A 13278-nucleotide genomic window follows, 5' to 3' on the forward strand; every position below is an offset into this window, starting at 1 on the left:
AAATGGCACAAAGAGATTTAAAATACACAAGAAATATTGGAATTGCTGCGCATATTGATGCTGGTAAAACCACTACTACAGAGCGTATCCTTTTTTACACAGGGGTAAGCCATAAAATTGGTGAGGTTCACGATGGAGCTGCAACCATGGACTGGATGGAGCAAGAGCAAGAACGTGGTATTACTATCACATCTGCTGCTACTACTTGTACTTGGAAGTTTCCATTAGAAAACGCACAGCCACTTCCTGAAACTAAAGACTACCACTTTAACATTATTGACACTCCTGGTCACGTAGATTTTACCGTAGAGGTAAACCGTTCGTTACGTGTTCTTGATGGTTTGGTTTTTCTTTTTAGTGCAGTAGACGGTGTTGAGCCCCAATCTGAAACAAACTGGAGACTTGCGGATAACTATAAAGTGCCTCGTATTGGTTTCGTAAATAAAATGGACCGTCAAGGTGCAAACTTTATGGCTGTTTGTCAGCAAGTAAAAGAAATGTTAGGCTCTAATGCAGTGCCAATCGTTTTGAATATTGGTGATGAAGCAGACTTTAAAGGAATTGTGGATTTAGTGAAAAACCGTGCTGTAGTTTGGCATGATGATTCATTTGGGGCAACATTTGATGTTGTTGAAATTCCTGAAGAATTAAAAGCTGAAGCAAAGATTTTACGTGGTAAACTTATTGAAGAAGTTGCTGCATATGATGAAAACTTGCTTGAAAAATATATGGAAGATGAAGATTCTATTACTGAAGATGAAGTGCACGCTGCACTTCGTGCTGCTGTAATGGATATGTCTATTATACCAATGGTGTGTGGTTCTTCATTTAAAAATAAAGGAGTTCAGTTTCTTTTAGATGCTGTATGTCGTTATTTACCAGCTCCAACAGATAAAGAAGGTATTATTGGTGTAAACCCTGATACTGAAAAAGAAGAAATCCGTAAGCCTGATGTATCAGCTCCTTTCGCAGCATTAGCATTTAAGATTGCTACAGATCCTTTCGTAGGTCGTTTGGCTTTCTTCCGTGTGTATTCTGGTCGTTTGGATGCAGGTTCGTATATTTTGAACAACCGTTCAGGTAAAAAAGAACGTATCTCTCGTATCTACCAAATGCACTCTAACAAGCAAAACGCTATCGATTATATCGAAGCTGGAGATATTGGAGCAGCAGTTGGATTTAAAGACATTAAGACTGGTGATACCATGTCTGATGAAAAAAACCCTATTGTTTTAGAAAGTATGGACTTTCCAGATCCAGTAATTGGTATCGCGGTAGAGCCTAAAACAAAAGTGGATGTAGATAAATTAGGTATGGCTTTATCAAAGCTTGCTGAAGAAGATCCAACATTCCAAGTGCGTACAGACGAAGCTTCTGGACAAACTATTATTTCTGGAATGGGTGAGCTTCACTTAGATATTATTGTAGACCGTTTACGTCGCGAATTTAAAGTTGAAGTAAATCAAGGGCAACCACAAGTTGAGTACAAAGAAGCAGTTACTAAAGTTGCAGATCATAGAGAAGTTTACAAAAAACAATCTGGTGGTCGTGGTAAATTTGCTGACATCGTATTTACGCTTGAACCAGCTGAAGAAGGAAAAGTTGGATTGGAATTCATTAACGCTGTAAAAGGTGGTAACGTGCCAAAAGAATTTATCCCTTCTGTTGAAAAAGGGTTCAAACAAGCAATGATCAATGGTCCACTTGCAGGGTTTGAAGTAGATAGTATGAAGGTTACTTTAAAAGACGGATCTTTCCACCCTGTGGATTCGGATGCATTGTCTTTTGAATTGGCTGCAAAAATTGGTTTCAAAGAAGTTGCCAAAAAAGCTGGAGCTGTAATCCTTGAGCCTATAATGAAACTTGAGGTGCTTACACCTGAAGAAAACATGGGTGATATTGTTGGTGACCTTAACCGTCGTCGTGGTACAATTAGTAACATGAGCGATCGTGCCGGAGCTAAAGTAATAAAAGGCGAAGTGCCACTTTCTGAAATGTTTGGTTATGTAACCACATTAAGAACATTATCTTCTGGTCGTGCAACTTCAACTATGGAATTTTCACATTATGCAGAAACACCTTCTAATATTTCAGAAAGTGTTATTGCAGCAGCAAGAGGAACCGCTAACGAATAATAATTTCAGCAATGAGTCAAAAAATAAGAATAAAGTTAAAATCTTACGATCACAATTTAGTGGACAAATCTGCTGAAAAAATCGTAAAGACCGTAAAGAGTACTGGAGCTGTAGTTACAGGGCCAATTCCTTTACCAACACACAAAAAAATCTTTACAGTATTACGTTCTCCACACGTGAACAAGAAAAGTAGAGAGCAATTCCAATTAAGTTCTTACAAAAGACTTTTGGATATCTACAGTTCTTCTTCAAAAACAATTGACGCTCTAATGAAATTAGAGTTGCCAAGTGGTGTAGAAGTAGAGATCAAAGTATAGTTTTCTTGTAGGCGCTCGATGTATCAAGCGCCTACAAAAAACAAAAAAATGTCCTCAACGATGGTTGGGGAAAAACGGAAACAAAATAATATTCAGGGTTGAATTTATTTTGACCCTGTTTTTTTGAATAGAGAATTTAAATAAGTACTAATTATAAATAATTAAATATGTCTGGGTTAATTGGAAGAAAGATAGGGATGACCAGCATCTTTGACGAGAACGGAAAGAACATTCCGTGTACCGTTATTGAAGCAGGACCCTGTGTTGTTACCCAAGTCAGAACCATAGAGGTTGACGGGTACAAAGCTCTTCAACTTGGTTTCGATGACAAGAAGACTGTAACTAAAGCTGCTGAAGGGCATGCCAAAAAAGCAGGAACCGTTGCAAAACGCAAAGTCGCCGAATTCAAGGGATTTGAAGAAGATTACAAATTAGGTGACACAATTACGGTGGAGCATTTTATTGAAGGAGAATTCGTGGATATCGCGGGTACATCTAAAGGTAAAGGTTTCCAAGGGGTTGTAAAACGTCACGGTTTTGGCGGTGTAGGGCAAGCCACACACGGTCAGCATAACCGTCTACGTGCACCAGGTTCTATTGGGGCTGCATCGTATCCTGCGAGAGTATTCAAAGGAATGAGAATGGCGGGCCAAATGGGGAATGAAAGAGTAAAAGTAGAAAATTTAAGAGTTTTGAAAGTAGTTCCTGAAAAGAACCTACTTGTGGTAAAAGGAGCAGTTCCTGGCCATAAAAACGCTTATGTAATGATCGAGAAATAATGAAGGTAGCTGTATTAGATATAAACGGAAAAGACACAGGTCGGAAAGTTGAACTTTCTGCAGATGTGTTCGGAATAGAGCCTAACAATCACGCTGTTTACCTTGATGTGAAACAATACCTTGCCAATCAAAGACAAGGAACTCACAAAGCAAAGGAACGTGCTGAGATCGCTGGTTCTACCAGAAAGATAAAGAAACAAAAAGGAACTGGTACTGCCCGTGCGGGAAGTATTAAGTCTGGTGTATTTAAAGGTGGTGGTAGAATGTTTGGACCACGTCCAAGAAGCTATTCTTTTAAATTGAACAAAAACCTAAAGCGTTTGGCACGTAAATCTGCCTTATCGATGAAGGCAAACGATAAAGCAATTTATGTGGTTGAAGACCTTAATTTTGAAACTCCAAAAACCAAGAATTTTACCGCGGTTTTAAAGAGTTTAGGGCTTAATGACAAAAAATCTTTATTTGTGTTGGGAGACTTAAATAATAATGTATATTTGTCCTCTCGCAATTTGAAAGGTACTGAAGTTATAACTAACTCACATTTAAGTACTTACAAAATTATGAATGCAAACAGCGTAGTGTTGTTTGAAGGTTCTTTGGAAGGAATTGAAACAAACTTAAGTAAATAGAAACGAGATGAACATCTTAATTAAACCTATAATTACGGAAAAAGCTACCAAAGATGCTGAAGACAAAAATGTTTTTGGTTTTGTAGTGAACCCAAAGGCGAATAAGGTAGAAATCAAGAAAGCGGTGGAAGCTGCTTACGGAGTTTCTGTTGAAAAAGTTCGCACAATGAATGTCCGCCCTGATAGGAAGACCCGTTATACAAAGACAGGTGTCCAAACTGGTAAAACGAACGCTTATAAAAAAGCAATCGTACAGGTGGCGGAAGGTGATACAATAGATTTTTACAGTAACATCTAAGGAGACTTAGATTTAATTAGACACAAATGTCAGTAAGAAAATTAAAACCAATCACCCCAGGTCAGCGTTTTAGGGTTGTTAATGGTTTTGACGCCATTACAACCGATAAGCCGGAGAAGTCTTTACTTGCTCCGAACAAAAGATCTGGTGGTAGAAACAGTCAAGGAAAAATGACCATGCGCTACATAGGTGGTGGTCATAAGAAAAAATATCGAATTATCGATTTTAAACGCGACAAAGCGGGTGTTCCTGCTACAGTTGCTAGTATTCAATACGATCCAAACCGTACTGCATTTATTGCGCTTTTAAACTATCAAGATGGTGAAAAGCGCTATGTAATTGCACAAAACGGACTACAAGTTGGGCAAAATATCCTTTCTGGGGAAGCAGTTGCTCCGGAGATTGGAAATGCAATGCCACTTTCAGCTATTCCATTAGGTACTATTATTTCCTGCATCGAGCTTCGTCCCGGTCAAGGAGCTATTATGGCGCGTAGCGCTGGTGCTTTCGCACAATTAATGGCTCGTGATGGAAAATATGCTACCGTTAAACTTCCTTCAGGTGAAACCCGATTAATCTTGGTAAACTGTATGGCAACTATTGGTGCCGTATCAAACAGTGATCATCAATTATTGGTGTCTGGTAAAGCTGGTAGAAGTAGATGGTTGGGTAGAAGACCACGTACAAGACCAGTAGTGATGAACCCTGTCGATCACCCAATGGGTGGTGGTGAAGGTAAATCTTCTGGAGGTCACCCACGTTCTAGAAAAGGTATCCCTGCTAAAGGTTACAGAACCCGTACTAAAACGAAAGCGAGTAATAAATATATCTTAGAACGAAGAAAGAAATAAGTTATGGCAAGATCGTTAAAAAAAGGACCGTTCGTTCATTACAAACTAGACAAGAAAGTTCAGCAAAATGTTGATGATAATAAGAAAACCGTAATCAAAACTTGGTCACGTGCTTCTATGATTACACCAGATTTTGTTGGTCAAACCATCGCTGTGCACAACGGGCGTCAATTTGTACCTGTGTATGTAACAGAAAACATGGTTGGGCATAAACTAGGAGAATTTTCACCTACAAGATCATTCCGTGGTCACGCAGGTGCTAAAAACAAAGGTAAAAAATAATAGGCCATGGGAGTTCGTAAAAGAGAAAGAGCAGAAGCAATCAAGGAAGCAAAGAAAACAATGTACTTTGCTAAATTGAACAATTGCCCCACTTCACCAAGAAAAATGCGTTTAATGGCAGACTTGGTACGTGGTGAGAAAATAGACAAAGCACTTAATATTTTGAAGTTTAGTTCAAAAGAATCTTCACGTAAATTGGAGAAACTACTTTTGTCTGCCATCAATAACTGGCAGCAAAAAAACGAAGACGCTTCAGTAGAAGATGCAGATCTTTTTGTTAAGGAAATCCGTGTGGATGGTGGAACAATGTTAAAAAGACTTCGCCCAGCACCGCAAGGCCGCGCACACAGAATTAGAAAACGCTCCAACCACGTAACACTGGTATTGGCAGCTAACGATAACACACAAAGCAGGTAATTAAATGGGACAGAAGACAAATCCAATCGGGAATCGCTTAGGTATCATTAGAGGTTGGGAATCCAACTGGTACGGAGGCAACGACTACGGCGATAAATTAGCCGAAGACGACAAGATTAGAAAATATGTTCACGCACGTTTAAGTAAAGCTAGTGTGAGTAGAGTAATTATTGAGCGTACGCTTAAGCTTGTAACCGTTACTATAACCACTGCCCGTCCCGGTATCATTATCGGTAAAGGTGGTCAGGAAGTAGACAAGCTAAAAGAAGAGCTTAAAAAAATTACGGATAAAGAGGTACAGATCAACATACACGAGATTAAAAGACCTGAGCTTGATGCATTTTTGGTAGCTGCAAGTATTGCACGTCAAATTGAAAGCCGTATATCATACCGTCGTGCAATCAAAATGGCAATTGCTGCGACAATGCGTATGAATGCAGAAGGTATTAAAGTGCAAATTTCAGGACGTTTGAATGGTGCTGAAATGGCACGTTCGGAATCTTACAAAGAAGGTCGTATCCCATTATCAACTTTTAGAGCCGATATTGACTACGCTTTAGTTGAGGCACACACTACTTATGGTAGATTGGGTGTTAAAGTTTGGATTATGAAAGGCGAAGTATATGGAAAGAGAGAACTTTCCCCATTAGTTGGTCTATCGACTGGCAAAAAAGGTGGTGGTAAAGGAGCTCCAGCAGGACGCGGTGGCAACAAAGCACGTCGCAGAAAGTAATTTTTTAAATAAAAGAAAATGTTACAACCTAAAAGAACAAAATACCGTAAACAAATGAAAGGCCGGATGAAAGGCGATGCCGGTCGTGGCAACCAGCTAGCATACGGAACCTTCGGTATAAAATCGTTGGAATCAGAATTTCTTACAGCAAGACAAATTGAAGCTGCGCGTATCGCTGCTACTCGTTTTATGAAAAGAGAAGGTTCTATCTGGATTATGATTTTTCCAGATAAGCCAATTACTAAAAAACCTCTTGAAGTACGTATGGGTAAAGGTAAGGGTGCTGTAGAATATTACGCTGCTGTAGTTAAACCAGGAAGAGTGCTTTTTGAAGTATCTGGTGTTCCAGTTGAAACAGCAAAAGAAGCATTGCGCCTTGCGGCACAAAAGCTTCCGGTTAAAACTAAATTTGTAATGTCTCGGGATTTCCAAGCATAATTTTTTGAACGATGAAACAATCAGAAATTAAAAAAGCATCAACGGCTGAACTTCAGGAAGCATTTGCTGAATCTAGAAAAGCTTATTCAGACCTTAAAATGGCTCATACCATTTCGCCGTTGGAAAATCCAATTCAACTTAGAACCCAAAAAAGGGTAATAGCAAGAATAGCGACGGAACTAACTAATAGAGAAGTGCAATAATTGTACAGCTGAAAGATGGAAGAAATTAAAAGAAACTTAAGAAAAGAACGTATCGGTGTAGTAACCAGTAACAAAATGGATAAATCCATTGTAGTTGCAGAGGTTAAAAAAGTAAAACACCCTATGTACGGAAAGTTCGTGTTAAAAACGAAGAAATACGTTGCACACGACGAGACAAACAACTGCAATGAAGGCGATACAGTAAAGATCATGGAAACACGACCTTTAAGTAAAACCAAATGTTGGAGATTAGTAGAAATAATTGAAAGAGCGAAGTAATTATGTTACAACAAGAATCAAGACTCAAAGTCGCAGATAATACCGGTGCTAAGGAAGTACTTACCATCCGTGTATTGGGCGGTACAAAAAGAAGGTATGCTTCTATTGGTGATAAAATTGTAGTTTCTGTTAAAGAAGCAACACCAAACGGAAACATTAAAAAAGGTGCCGTTTCTACAGCAGTAGTTGTACGTACTGTTAAAGAAATAAGAAGACCTGATGGTTCTTACATCCGTTTCGATGACAATGCTTGTGTACTTTTAAACCCACAAGGGGAAATGAGAGGAACACGTGTTTTCGGACCGGTAGCAAGAGAACTTCGCGACAAGCAATTTATGAAAATAGTATCATTGGCACCAGAAGTGCTTTAATATGAAAACTAAGATGGCAAAGCTTAAAATAAAATCAGGCGATACAGTAGTAGTTACTGCCGGGGATCACAAAGGTTCAGAAGGTAAAGTAATGAAGGTATTCCTTGACAAAAACAAAGCAATCGTAGAAGGAGTGAACATGGTTTCAAAACATGAGAAACCAAGTGCAAAAAACCCTCAGGGTGGAATTGCAAAAAAAGAAGCTCCTATCCATATTTCAAACCTTTCACTTGTAGATCCTAAAACAGGAAAAGCAACGCGTACAGGATATAAAATGGAAGATGGTAAAAAAGTGCGATTTTCAAAACAATCGAATCAAGCAATATAGTTATGGCTTATATACCTAGACTTAAAGAAGAGTACAAAAGCAGAGTGGTAAATTCACTTACTGACGAATTTGGTTACAAAAACGTTATGCAGGTACCAAAATTAGAACGTATTGTTGTTTCCCGCGGTGTGGGTGCAGCAGTAGCTGATAAAAAACTTATTGACTATTCGGTTGATGAGTTTACAAAGATAACCGGGCAAAAAGCGGTTTCAACAAATTCTAAAAAGGATGTTGCAAACTTCAAACTTCGTAAAGGCATGCCAATTGGTGTGAAAGTTACGTTGCGTGGAGAGCGTATGTATGAATTTTTAGACAGGTTGGTAACTTCATCATTGCCAAGGGTACGTGACTTTAACGGAATTAAAGCAACAGGTTTTGACGGAAGAGGAAATTACTCTTTAGGAATTACGGAGCAAATTATCTTCCCAGAAATCGATATCGATAAGGTGAAGAAAATTGAAGGAATGAATATTACATTCATTACTACTGCAAATACCGATAAAGAAGCGAAATCATTATTACAAGAATTGGGATTACCCTTTAAAAAGAACTAAGAGATGGCTAAAGAATCAATGAAAGCCCGCGAGGTTAAGAGACAAAAAACGGTAGCAAAATATGCAGCCAAGCGCAAAGCTTTAAAAGAAGCTGGTGATTGGGAAGGTTTGCAAAAGTTGCCTAAAAATGCCTCACCAGTTCGTTTGCACAACCGTTGTAAACTTACCGGAAGACCTAGAGGGTATATGAGAACTTTTGGAATTTCACGTGTTTTGTTTCGTGAAATGGCAAATTCAGGGTTAATTCCAGGAGTGCGTAAAGCATCTTGGTAAGAGCAGGTTTTTCTGTTCAAAAGAAAAAAATATAAATTGGTTGAAGGTTTGGAATTATCCAAAAACCACTTCCGCAAATTCAAATAAATGAATACAGATCCAATTTCAGATTATCTAACACGTGTTAGAAATGCTGCAAAAGCCGGACATCGCGTAGTAGAGATTCCAGCGTCAAATCTTAAAAAGGAGATTACAAAAATCCTTTTTGATCAAGGTTACATTCTAAGCTATAAATTTGATGACGAAAGTACCCCACAAGGTATCATCAAAATTGCGTTGAAATACGATAAGCTTACCAAAGAATCGGTAATCAAGAAAATTCAAAGAATAAGTAAACCAGGTTTACGTAAATATGCAGGTTCAACAGAACTTCCTCGTATTTTGAACGGTTTGGGAATTGCTATTGTTTCTACTTCTTCAGGAGTAATGACTGGCAAGCAAGCTAAAGATCAGAAAGTAGGTGGTGAAGTATTGTGTTACGTTTACTAAAAAATAGACAAAGAAATGTCAAGAATAGGTAAAAACCCGGTAGCAATCCCACAAGGAGTTACAGTTGATGTAAAAGACAACGTAATTACCGTAAAAGGAAAATTAGGCGAGTTAACTCAGGAATATGCTGATGTAACCGTAAAGATAGAAGACGGACAAGTATTGGTTGAACTCCCTTCAGACTCTAAAGATCACACTGCGAAGCACGGTCTTTATAGATCCTTAATCAACAACATGATTCAAGGTGTAAGTAATGGCTGGACTAAGGAGTTAGAATTGGTAGGTGTAGGTTATAGAGCTAGCAACCAAGGACAAAAATTGGATTTAGCTTTAGGATATTCTCACAACATTGTTTTGGACATTGCTCCAGAAGTAAAGGTGGAAACAGTATCTGATAAAGGAAAAAATCCAATCGTAAAGTTAACGTCACACGACAAACAATTAGTAGGACAAGTAGCGGCTAAGATTCGTGCTTTCCGTAAGCCAGAACCTTACAAAGGAAAAGGAATCAAGTTTGTTGGTGAAATATTAAGAAGAAAAGCAGGTAAATCTGCATAACAAATAGAGTTATGGCATTATCAAAGTACGAAAGAAGAGAGCGCTTGCGCATGCGAATCAGAAAAACGGTTTCGGGGACTGAAAGTCGCCCACGTTTGGCTGTTTTTCGTAGCAATAAAGAAATATACGCTCAGATTATTGACGATGTAAATGGAAAGACCATTACCGCTGCATCTTCAAGAGATAAAGACATTGACGCTTCTAAAGTAAACAAAGTAGAAGCTGCAAAATTGGTAGGAAAAGCAATCGCTGAAAAAGCTGTTAAGGCTGGTGTAGACACCATTTCATTTGACAGAGGCGGTTACCTATACCACGGAAGAGTAAAATCATTAGCTGAAGGTGCACGCGAAGGTGGCCTTAAATTCTAAGTCATATTATGTATCAAGATTATAAAAACGTAGAATTAGTAAAACCAGGAGGTCTTGAATTGAAAGACCGTTTGGTAGGTGTACAACGTGTAACCAAGGTGACCAAAGGTGGTCGTGCCTTCGGATTTTCAGCTATTGTAGTTGTTGGTGACGAAAAAGGAGTGGTAGGCCACGGTCTTGGGAAATCCAAGGATGTAGCCAGTGCAATAGCAAAAGCTATTGAAGATGCCAAGAAAAACTTGGTTCGTATTCCACTTAACAAAGTGACACTTCCACACGAACAAAAAGGAAAATATGGCGGAGCCCGTGTTAATCTTCTTCCAGCAGCGCCTGGTACAGGGGTTATTGCTGGTGGTGCTGTACGTGCCGTATTGGAAGCAGTAGGAGTTCACGATGTATTATCAAAATCTCAAGGATCTTCCAATCCACATAACGTGGTAAAAGCAACTTTTGATGCGCTGTTGCAAATGCGAAGCGCGCAAACGGTAGCTAACCAACGTGGAATTTCACTTGAAAAAGTATTCAAAGGATAAATATCAGAGCGATGGCAAAAATTAAAGTAACAAAGGTAAGAAGCGTTATAAAACGCCCAAAAAACCAAAAAAGAATCATGGAATCTTTGGGTCTTCATAAAATGAACCAAACGGTTGAACATGAAGATACGCCAAACATTCTTGGTATGATCAATAAAGTTAATCACTTGGTTTCTGTTGAAACCAACTAAGTAAACACGATAATGAATTTAAGTAACTTACAACCCGCCGCTGGATCGGTGAAAAATCAAGGCAAGCGAGTAGGTCGCGGACAAGGTTCTGGTAAAGGTGGTACTGCCACACGAGGACACAAAGGTGCAAAATCACGTTCTGGATATTCTAAGAAAATTGGATTTGAAGGAGGACAAATGCCCTTACAACGTCGTGTGCCAAAGTTTGGATTTACAAACATCAACCGTAAGGAGTATAAAGGAATCAATATTGATACCTTACAACAATTGGTTGACGACAAAAAAATAAAGGATACTGTTGACTTTGAAACGCTAGTAGGTTTAGGACTTGCTGGAAAGAATGAGATGGTGAAGATTTTAGGAAGAGGCGAAATAAAAGCAAAACTGAAGGTATCTTCTCATAAGTTCACTGCATCGGCAAAAGAAGCTATTGAAGCTGCCGGAGGTGAAGTAGTAACATTGTAACAACAGCTAAGGATGAAATTTATCGATACCTTAAAAAATGTTTGGAATATAGAGGAGTTGCGTAACCGCATTCTGCTAACTCTTGGAATGTTATTGGTGTACCGTTTTGGGGCACAAGTAGTACTTCCAGGAATTGATGCTGATATGTTGGCGCAATTTGCAGGTCAATTCGATGCCGGTGGTATTGGAGGTTTGCTTAACGCATTTACAGGAGGGGCTTTCGCCAACGCTTCTGTTTTTGCCTTGGGTATTATGCCATATATCTCTGCCTCCATTGTTGTACAGTTAATGCAAATTGCTGTGCCATATCTACAAAAACTTCAGAAAGAAGGTGAAAGTGGTCGTAAAAAAATCAATCAAATTACCCGTTGGTTAACAATCGGTATCTGTTTGGTTCAAGCGCCAAGTTACCTTGCAGGGCTACCAGCAATGGGCGTGCCGCCAGAAGCTTTTGTTATGGGACAAAGCCTAATGTTTTATGTTTCATCAGTAATTATATTGGTAACTGGAACAATATTTGCAATGTGGTTGGGTGAAAAAATTACCGACAAGGGAATTGGTAATGGTATTTCCATACTTATTATGGTGGGTATCATTGCACGTTTGCCACAATCATTTGCTCAGGAATTTGTTTCAAGAGTAATGGAATCTAACGGTGGTTTGATAATGATTCTTATTGAATTGGTTATCTGGTTTGTTATTATCTTACTTTCTATTATGTTAGTAATGGCAGTCCGTAAAATACCGGTACAATACGCAAGAAGAACAGCAAGTGGCGAGTACGAAAAGAACATATTTGGTGCAAGACAATTTATTCCTTTAAAGCTTAATGCTTCGGGAGTAATGCCGATTATCTTTGCACAAGCAATTATGTTTGTACCTTCAGCTGTAGCGAGTTTGTCCGAAAGTGATTTTGCGCAAGGTGTGCAAGCTACTTTTAGTGATATCTTTGGACTTTGGTATAATGTAGTATTTGCAGTATTGATTATAATATTTACGTATTTCTATACAGCGATTACTGTTCCGACGAACAAGATGGCAGACGATCTTAAGCGAAGTGGCGGTTTTATTCCAGGTATTAAACCAGGAAGCCAAACAGGAGAATATTTAGATCGAATCATGTCTCAGATTACATTTCCTGGTTCTATCTTCTTAGCACTAATTGCAGTATTTCCTGCATTTGTAGTTAAGTTGATGGGAATTCAGCAAGGTTGGGCATTGTTTTACGGAGGTACTTCATTACTAATTATGGTTGGTGTGGCTATCGATACCATGCAACAAGTAAACTCGTATTTATTAAACCGTCACTATGATGGTTTAATGAAAAGCGGTAAAAACAGAAAGGCAGCAGTATAATTATGGCAAAACAAAGCGCAATAGAGCAAGATGGAAGTATAGTGGAAGCACTATCTAATGCAATGTTCCGTGTGGAACTGGAAAACGGTCATATAGTAACGGCCCATATTTCTGGGAAGATGCGTATGCACTACATTAAATTATTGCCCGGAGATAAAGTAAAATTAGAAATGAGCCCGTACGATTTAACAAAGGCTAGAATAACATACAGATATTAATACAAGGGGCCTCACGGTTCGTTGAACTATAAAAACAGAAACAGATGAAACCGGATGGTTCCATCTGACCTTTAAAAATCAAATACTAAAGACAGATGAAAGTTAGAGCATCCGTAAAGAAAAGAAGTGCCGACTGCAAGATTGTTCGCAGAAAAGGCAGATTATATGTAATTAATAAAAAGAACCCAAAGTTCAAACAAAGACAAGGATAAG

General features: G+C 38.7%; 25 protein-coding genes. All 25 read left to right on the forward strand.

Going from position 1 to position 13278, the window contains the following annotated elements:
- Nucleotides 1–2: 2 nt before the first annotated feature.
- The 25 genes from fusA (at nt 3) to ykgO (ending at nt 13277) form a co-directional block, all read left to right on the forward strand.
- Nucleotides 3–2135, forward strand: coding sequence for an elongation factor G (gene fusA, locus ABJ955_RS08775; RefSeq protein WP_347374210.1), 2133 nt, complete (start codon nt 3–5; stop codon nt 2133–2135).
- Between the two features lie 11 nt (nt 2136–2146).
- Entirely contained in the window at nt 2147–2452 is a 306-nt protein-coding gene (gene rpsJ / locus ABJ955_RS08780) for a 30S ribosomal protein S10 (protein WP_010181931.1), read from the forward strand.
- 167 nt (nt 2453–2619) lie between these two features.
- Entirely contained in the window at nt 2620–3231 is a 612-nt protein-coding gene (gene rplC / locus ABJ955_RS08785) for a 50S ribosomal protein L3 (protein WP_347374211.1), read from the forward strand.
- Nucleotides 3231–3860 carry a 50S ribosomal protein L4 gene (rplD, locus tag ABJ955_RS08790; protein ID WP_347374212.1) on the forward strand — a complete coding sequence of 210 codons (630 nt, stop codon included), beginning with the start codon at nt 3231–3233 and terminating at the stop codon, nt 3858–3860. Before rplC ends, rplD begins: the two co-directional genes overlap by 1 nt.
- Before the next feature lie 7 nt (nt 3861–3867).
- Nucleotides 3868–4158 carry a 50S ribosomal protein L23 gene (gene rplW, locus ABJ955_RS08795; RefSeq protein ID WP_045079239.1) on the forward strand — a complete coding sequence of 97 codons (291 nt, stop codon included), beginning with the start codon at nt 3868–3870 and terminating at the stop codon, nt 4156–4158.
- Nucleotides 4159–4184: 26 nt separating this feature from the next.
- Nucleotides 4185–5009, forward strand: coding sequence for a 50S ribosomal protein L2 (gene rplB / locus ABJ955_RS08800; protein ID WP_068763093.1), 825 nt, complete (start codon nt 4185–4187; stop codon nt 5007–5009).
- Between the two features lie 3 nt (nt 5010–5012).
- Nucleotides 5013–5291 carry a 30S ribosomal protein S19 gene (gene rpsS, locus ABJ955_RS08805; protein ID WP_111880330.1) on the forward strand — a complete coding sequence of 93 codons (279 nt, stop codon included), beginning with the start codon at nt 5013–5015 and terminating at the stop codon, nt 5289–5291.
- Nucleotides 5292–5297: 6 nt separating this feature from the next.
- Nucleotides 5298–5708, forward strand: coding sequence for a 50S ribosomal protein L22 (rplV, locus tag ABJ955_RS08810; protein WP_347374213.1), 411 nt, complete (start codon nt 5298–5300; stop codon nt 5706–5708).
- Nucleotides 5709–5712: 4 nt separating this feature from the next.
- Nucleotides 5713–6441 (forward strand): 30S ribosomal protein S3, encoded by a 729-nt coding sequence (gene rpsC / locus ABJ955_RS08815; RefSeq protein WP_347374214.1) that lies wholly within the window; start codon nt 5713–5715, stop codon nt 6439–6441.
- 18 nt (nt 6442–6459) lie between these two features.
- Nucleotides 6460–6879: a 50S ribosomal protein L16 gene (gene rplP / locus ABJ955_RS08820; RefSeq protein WP_347374215.1), complete on the forward strand. Its 420-nt coding sequence runs from the start codon at nt 6460–6462 to the stop codon at nt 6877–6879.
- An 11-nt stretch (nt 6880–6890) separates the two neighbouring features.
- A complete protein-coding gene (gene rpmC, locus ABJ955_RS08825) occupies nt 6891–7082 on the forward strand; it encodes a 50S ribosomal protein L29 (RefSeq protein ID WP_347374216.1) in 192 nt (63 codons plus the stop codon).
- A gap of 15 nt (nt 7083–7097) precedes the next feature.
- Nucleotides 7098–7361, forward strand: a complete 264-nt coding sequence (rpsQ, locus tag ABJ955_RS08830) for a 30S ribosomal protein S17 (RefSeq protein WP_014782644.1) — start codon at nt 7098–7100, stop codon at nt 7359–7361.
- A gap of 2 nt (nt 7362–7363) precedes the next feature.
- Nucleotides 7364–7732 (forward strand): 50S ribosomal protein L14, encoded by a 369-nt coding sequence (gene rplN, locus ABJ955_RS08835; RefSeq protein WP_347374217.1) that lies wholly within the window; start codon nt 7364–7366, stop codon nt 7730–7732.
- 13 nt (nt 7733–7745) lie between these two features.
- Nucleotides 7746–8060, forward strand: a complete 315-nt coding sequence (rplX, locus tag ABJ955_RS08840; protein ID WP_347374384.1) for a 50S ribosomal protein L24 — start codon at nt 7746–7748, stop codon at nt 8058–8060.
- Nucleotides 8061–8062: 2 nt separating this feature from the next.
- On the forward strand, nt 8063–8614 hold the full coding sequence (rplE, locus tag ABJ955_RS08845; protein ID WP_347374218.1) for a 50S ribosomal protein L5: 552 nt from the start codon (nt 8063–8065) through the stop codon (nt 8612–8614).
- Nucleotides 8615–8617: 3 nt separating this feature from the next.
- Complete coding sequence (rpsN, locus tag ABJ955_RS08850) at nt 8618–8887, forward strand: 30S ribosomal protein S14 (protein WP_068763100.1); 270 nt, start codon at nt 8618–8620, stop codon at nt 8885–8887.
- A gap of 87 nt (nt 8888–8974) precedes the next feature.
- Complete coding sequence (gene rpsH, locus ABJ955_RS08855) at nt 8975–9376, forward strand: 30S ribosomal protein S8 (RefSeq protein WP_347374219.1); 402 nt, start codon at nt 8975–8977, stop codon at nt 9374–9376.
- Nucleotides 9377–9391: 15 nt separating this feature from the next.
- Entirely contained in the window at nt 9392–9934 is a 543-nt protein-coding gene (gene rplF / locus ABJ955_RS08860) for a 50S ribosomal protein L6 (RefSeq protein WP_347374220.1), read from the forward strand.
- 11 nt (nt 9935–9945) lie between these two features.
- Nucleotides 9946–10302 carry a 50S ribosomal protein L18 gene (gene rplR / locus ABJ955_RS08865; RefSeq protein WP_347374221.1) on the forward strand — a complete coding sequence of 119 codons (357 nt, stop codon included), beginning with the start codon at nt 9946–9948 and terminating at the stop codon, nt 10300–10302.
- 8 nt (nt 10303–10310) lie between these two features.
- Entirely contained in the window at nt 10311–10835 is a 525-nt protein-coding gene (rpsE, locus tag ABJ955_RS08870) for a 30S ribosomal protein S5 (RefSeq protein ID WP_068763104.1), read from the forward strand.
- Between the two features lie 11 nt (nt 10836–10846).
- The gene (rpmD, locus tag ABJ955_RS08875) at nt 10847–11026 is read left to right on the forward strand and encodes a 50S ribosomal protein L30 (RefSeq protein ID WP_272855223.1); all 180 of its coding nucleotides are present in this window, start codon (nt 10847–10849) and stop codon (nt 11024–11026) included.
- A gap of 12 nt (nt 11027–11038) precedes the next feature.
- The gene (rplO, locus tag ABJ955_RS08880; protein WP_347374222.1) at nt 11039–11491 is read left to right on the forward strand and encodes a 50S ribosomal protein L15; all 453 of its coding nucleotides are present in this window, start codon (nt 11039–11041) and stop codon (nt 11489–11491) included.
- Between the two features lie 12 nt (nt 11492–11503).
- Nucleotides 11504–12847 carry a preprotein translocase subunit SecY gene (secY, locus tag ABJ955_RS08885; protein WP_347374223.1) on the forward strand — a complete coding sequence of 448 codons (1344 nt, stop codon included), beginning with the start codon at nt 11504–11506 and terminating at the stop codon, nt 12845–12847.
- Between the two features lie 2 nt (nt 12848–12849).
- Nucleotides 12850–13065 carry a translation initiation factor IF-1 gene (gene infA / locus ABJ955_RS08890; RefSeq protein WP_026452613.1) on the forward strand — a complete coding sequence of 72 codons (216 nt, stop codon included), beginning with the start codon at nt 12850–12852 and terminating at the stop codon, nt 13063–13065.
- 95 nt (nt 13066–13160) lie between these two features.
- The gene (gene ykgO / locus ABJ955_RS08895) at nt 13161–13277 is read left to right on the forward strand and encodes a type B 50S ribosomal protein L36 (protein WP_009779203.1); all 117 of its coding nucleotides are present in this window, start codon (nt 13161–13163) and stop codon (nt 13275–13277) included.
- The last annotated feature ends 1 nt before the right edge of the window (nt 13278 follow it).

It is taken from the genome of Aequorivita sp. Q41 (assembly GCF_039831855.1).
Lineage (GTDB): Bacteria > Bacteroidota > Bacteroidia > Flavobacteriales > Flavobacteriaceae > Aequorivita.

What these genes read in the sequence shown, in the direction of transcription:
- infA (WP_026452613.1), top strand. Translation starts at nt 12,850, where the DNA reads ATGGCAAAACAAAGCGCAATAGAGCAAGATGGAAGTATAGTGGAAGCA.
- rpsJ (WP_010181931.1), top strand. Translation starts at nt 2,147, where the DNA reads ATGAGTCAAAAAATAAGAATAAAGTTAAAATCTTACGATCACAATTTA.
- rplO (WP_347374222.1), top strand. Translation starts at nt 11,039, where the DNA reads ATGAATTTAAGTAACTTACAACCCGCCGCTGGATCGGTGAAAAATCAA.
- rpmD (WP_272855223.1), top strand. Translation starts at nt 10,847, where the DNA reads ATGGCAAAAATTAAAGTAACAAAGGTAAGAAGCGTTATAAAACGCCCA.
- rplF (WP_347374220.1), top strand. Translation starts at nt 9,392, where the DNA reads ATGTCAAGAATAGGTAAAAACCCGGTAGCAATCCCACAAGGAGTTACA.
- rplN (WP_347374217.1), top strand. Translation starts at nt 7,364, where the DNA reads ATGTTACAACAAGAATCAAGACTCAAAGTCGCAGATAATACCGGTGCT.
- rpsQ (WP_014782644.1), top strand. Translation starts at nt 7,098, where the DNA reads ATGGAAGAAATTAAAAGAAACTTAAGAAAAGAACGTATCGGTGTAGTA.
- rpmC (WP_347374216.1), top strand. Translation starts at nt 6,891, where the DNA reads ATGAAACAATCAGAAATTAAAAAAGCATCAACGGCTGAACTTCAGGAA.
- rplW (WP_045079239.1), top strand. Translation starts at nt 3,868, where the DNA reads ATGAACATCTTAATTAAACCTATAATTACGGAAAAAGCTACCAAAGAT.
- rplB (WP_068763093.1), top strand. Translation starts at nt 4,185, where the DNA reads ATGTCAGTAAGAAAATTAAAACCAATCACCCCAGGTCAGCGTTTTAGG.
- rpsC (WP_347374214.1), top strand. Translation starts at nt 5,713, where the DNA reads ATGGGACAGAAGACAAATCCAATCGGGAATCGCTTAGGTATCATTAGA.
- rplC (WP_347374211.1), top strand. Translation starts at nt 2,620, where the DNA reads ATGTCTGGGTTAATTGGAAGAAAGATAGGGATGACCAGCATCTTTGAC.
- ykgO (WP_009779203.1), top strand. Translation starts at nt 13,161, where the DNA reads ATGAAAGTTAGAGCATCCGTAAAGAAAAGAAGTGCCGACTGCAAGATT.
- secY (WP_347374223.1), top strand. Translation starts at nt 11,504, where the DNA reads ATGAAATTTATCGATACCTTAAAAAATGTTTGGAATATAGAGGAGTTG.
- rpsH (WP_347374219.1), top strand. Translation starts at nt 8,975, where the DNA reads ATGAATACAGATCCAATTTCAGATTATCTAACACGTGTTAGAAATGCT.
- rplP (WP_347374215.1), top strand. Translation starts at nt 6,460, where the DNA reads ATGTTACAACCTAAAAGAACAAAATACCGTAAACAAATGAAAGGCCGG.
- rpsN (WP_068763100.1), top strand. Translation starts at nt 8,618, where the DNA reads ATGGCTAAAGAATCAATGAAAGCCCGCGAGGTTAAGAGACAAAAAACG.
- rpsE (WP_068763104.1), top strand. Translation starts at nt 10,311, where the DNA reads ATGTATCAAGATTATAAAAACGTAGAATTAGTAAAACCAGGAGGTCTT.
- rpsS (WP_111880330.1), top strand. Translation starts at nt 5,013, where the DNA reads ATGGCAAGATCGTTAAAAAAAGGACCGTTCGTTCATTACAAACTAGAC.
- rplR (WP_347374221.1), top strand. Translation starts at nt 9,946, where the DNA reads ATGGCATTATCAAAGTACGAAAGAAGAGAGCGCTTGCGCATGCGAATC.
- fusA (WP_347374210.1), top strand. Translation starts at nt 3, where the DNA reads ATGGCACAAAGAGATTTAAAATACACAAGAAATATTGGAATTGCTGCG.
- rplE (WP_347374218.1), top strand. Translation starts at nt 8,063, where the DNA reads ATGGCTTATATACCTAGACTTAAAGAAGAGTACAAAAGCAGAGTGGTA.
- rplV (WP_347374213.1), top strand. Translation starts at nt 5,298, where the DNA reads ATGGGAGTTCGTAAAAGAGAAAGAGCAGAAGCAATCAAGGAAGCAAAG.
- rplX (WP_347374384.1), top strand. Translation starts at nt 7,746, where the DNA reads ATGGCAAAGCTTAAAATAAAATCAGGCGATACAGTAGTAGTTACTGCC.
- rplD (WP_347374212.1), top strand. Translation starts at nt 3,231, where the DNA reads ATGAAGGTAGCTGTATTAGATATAAACGGAAAAGACACAGGTCGGAAA.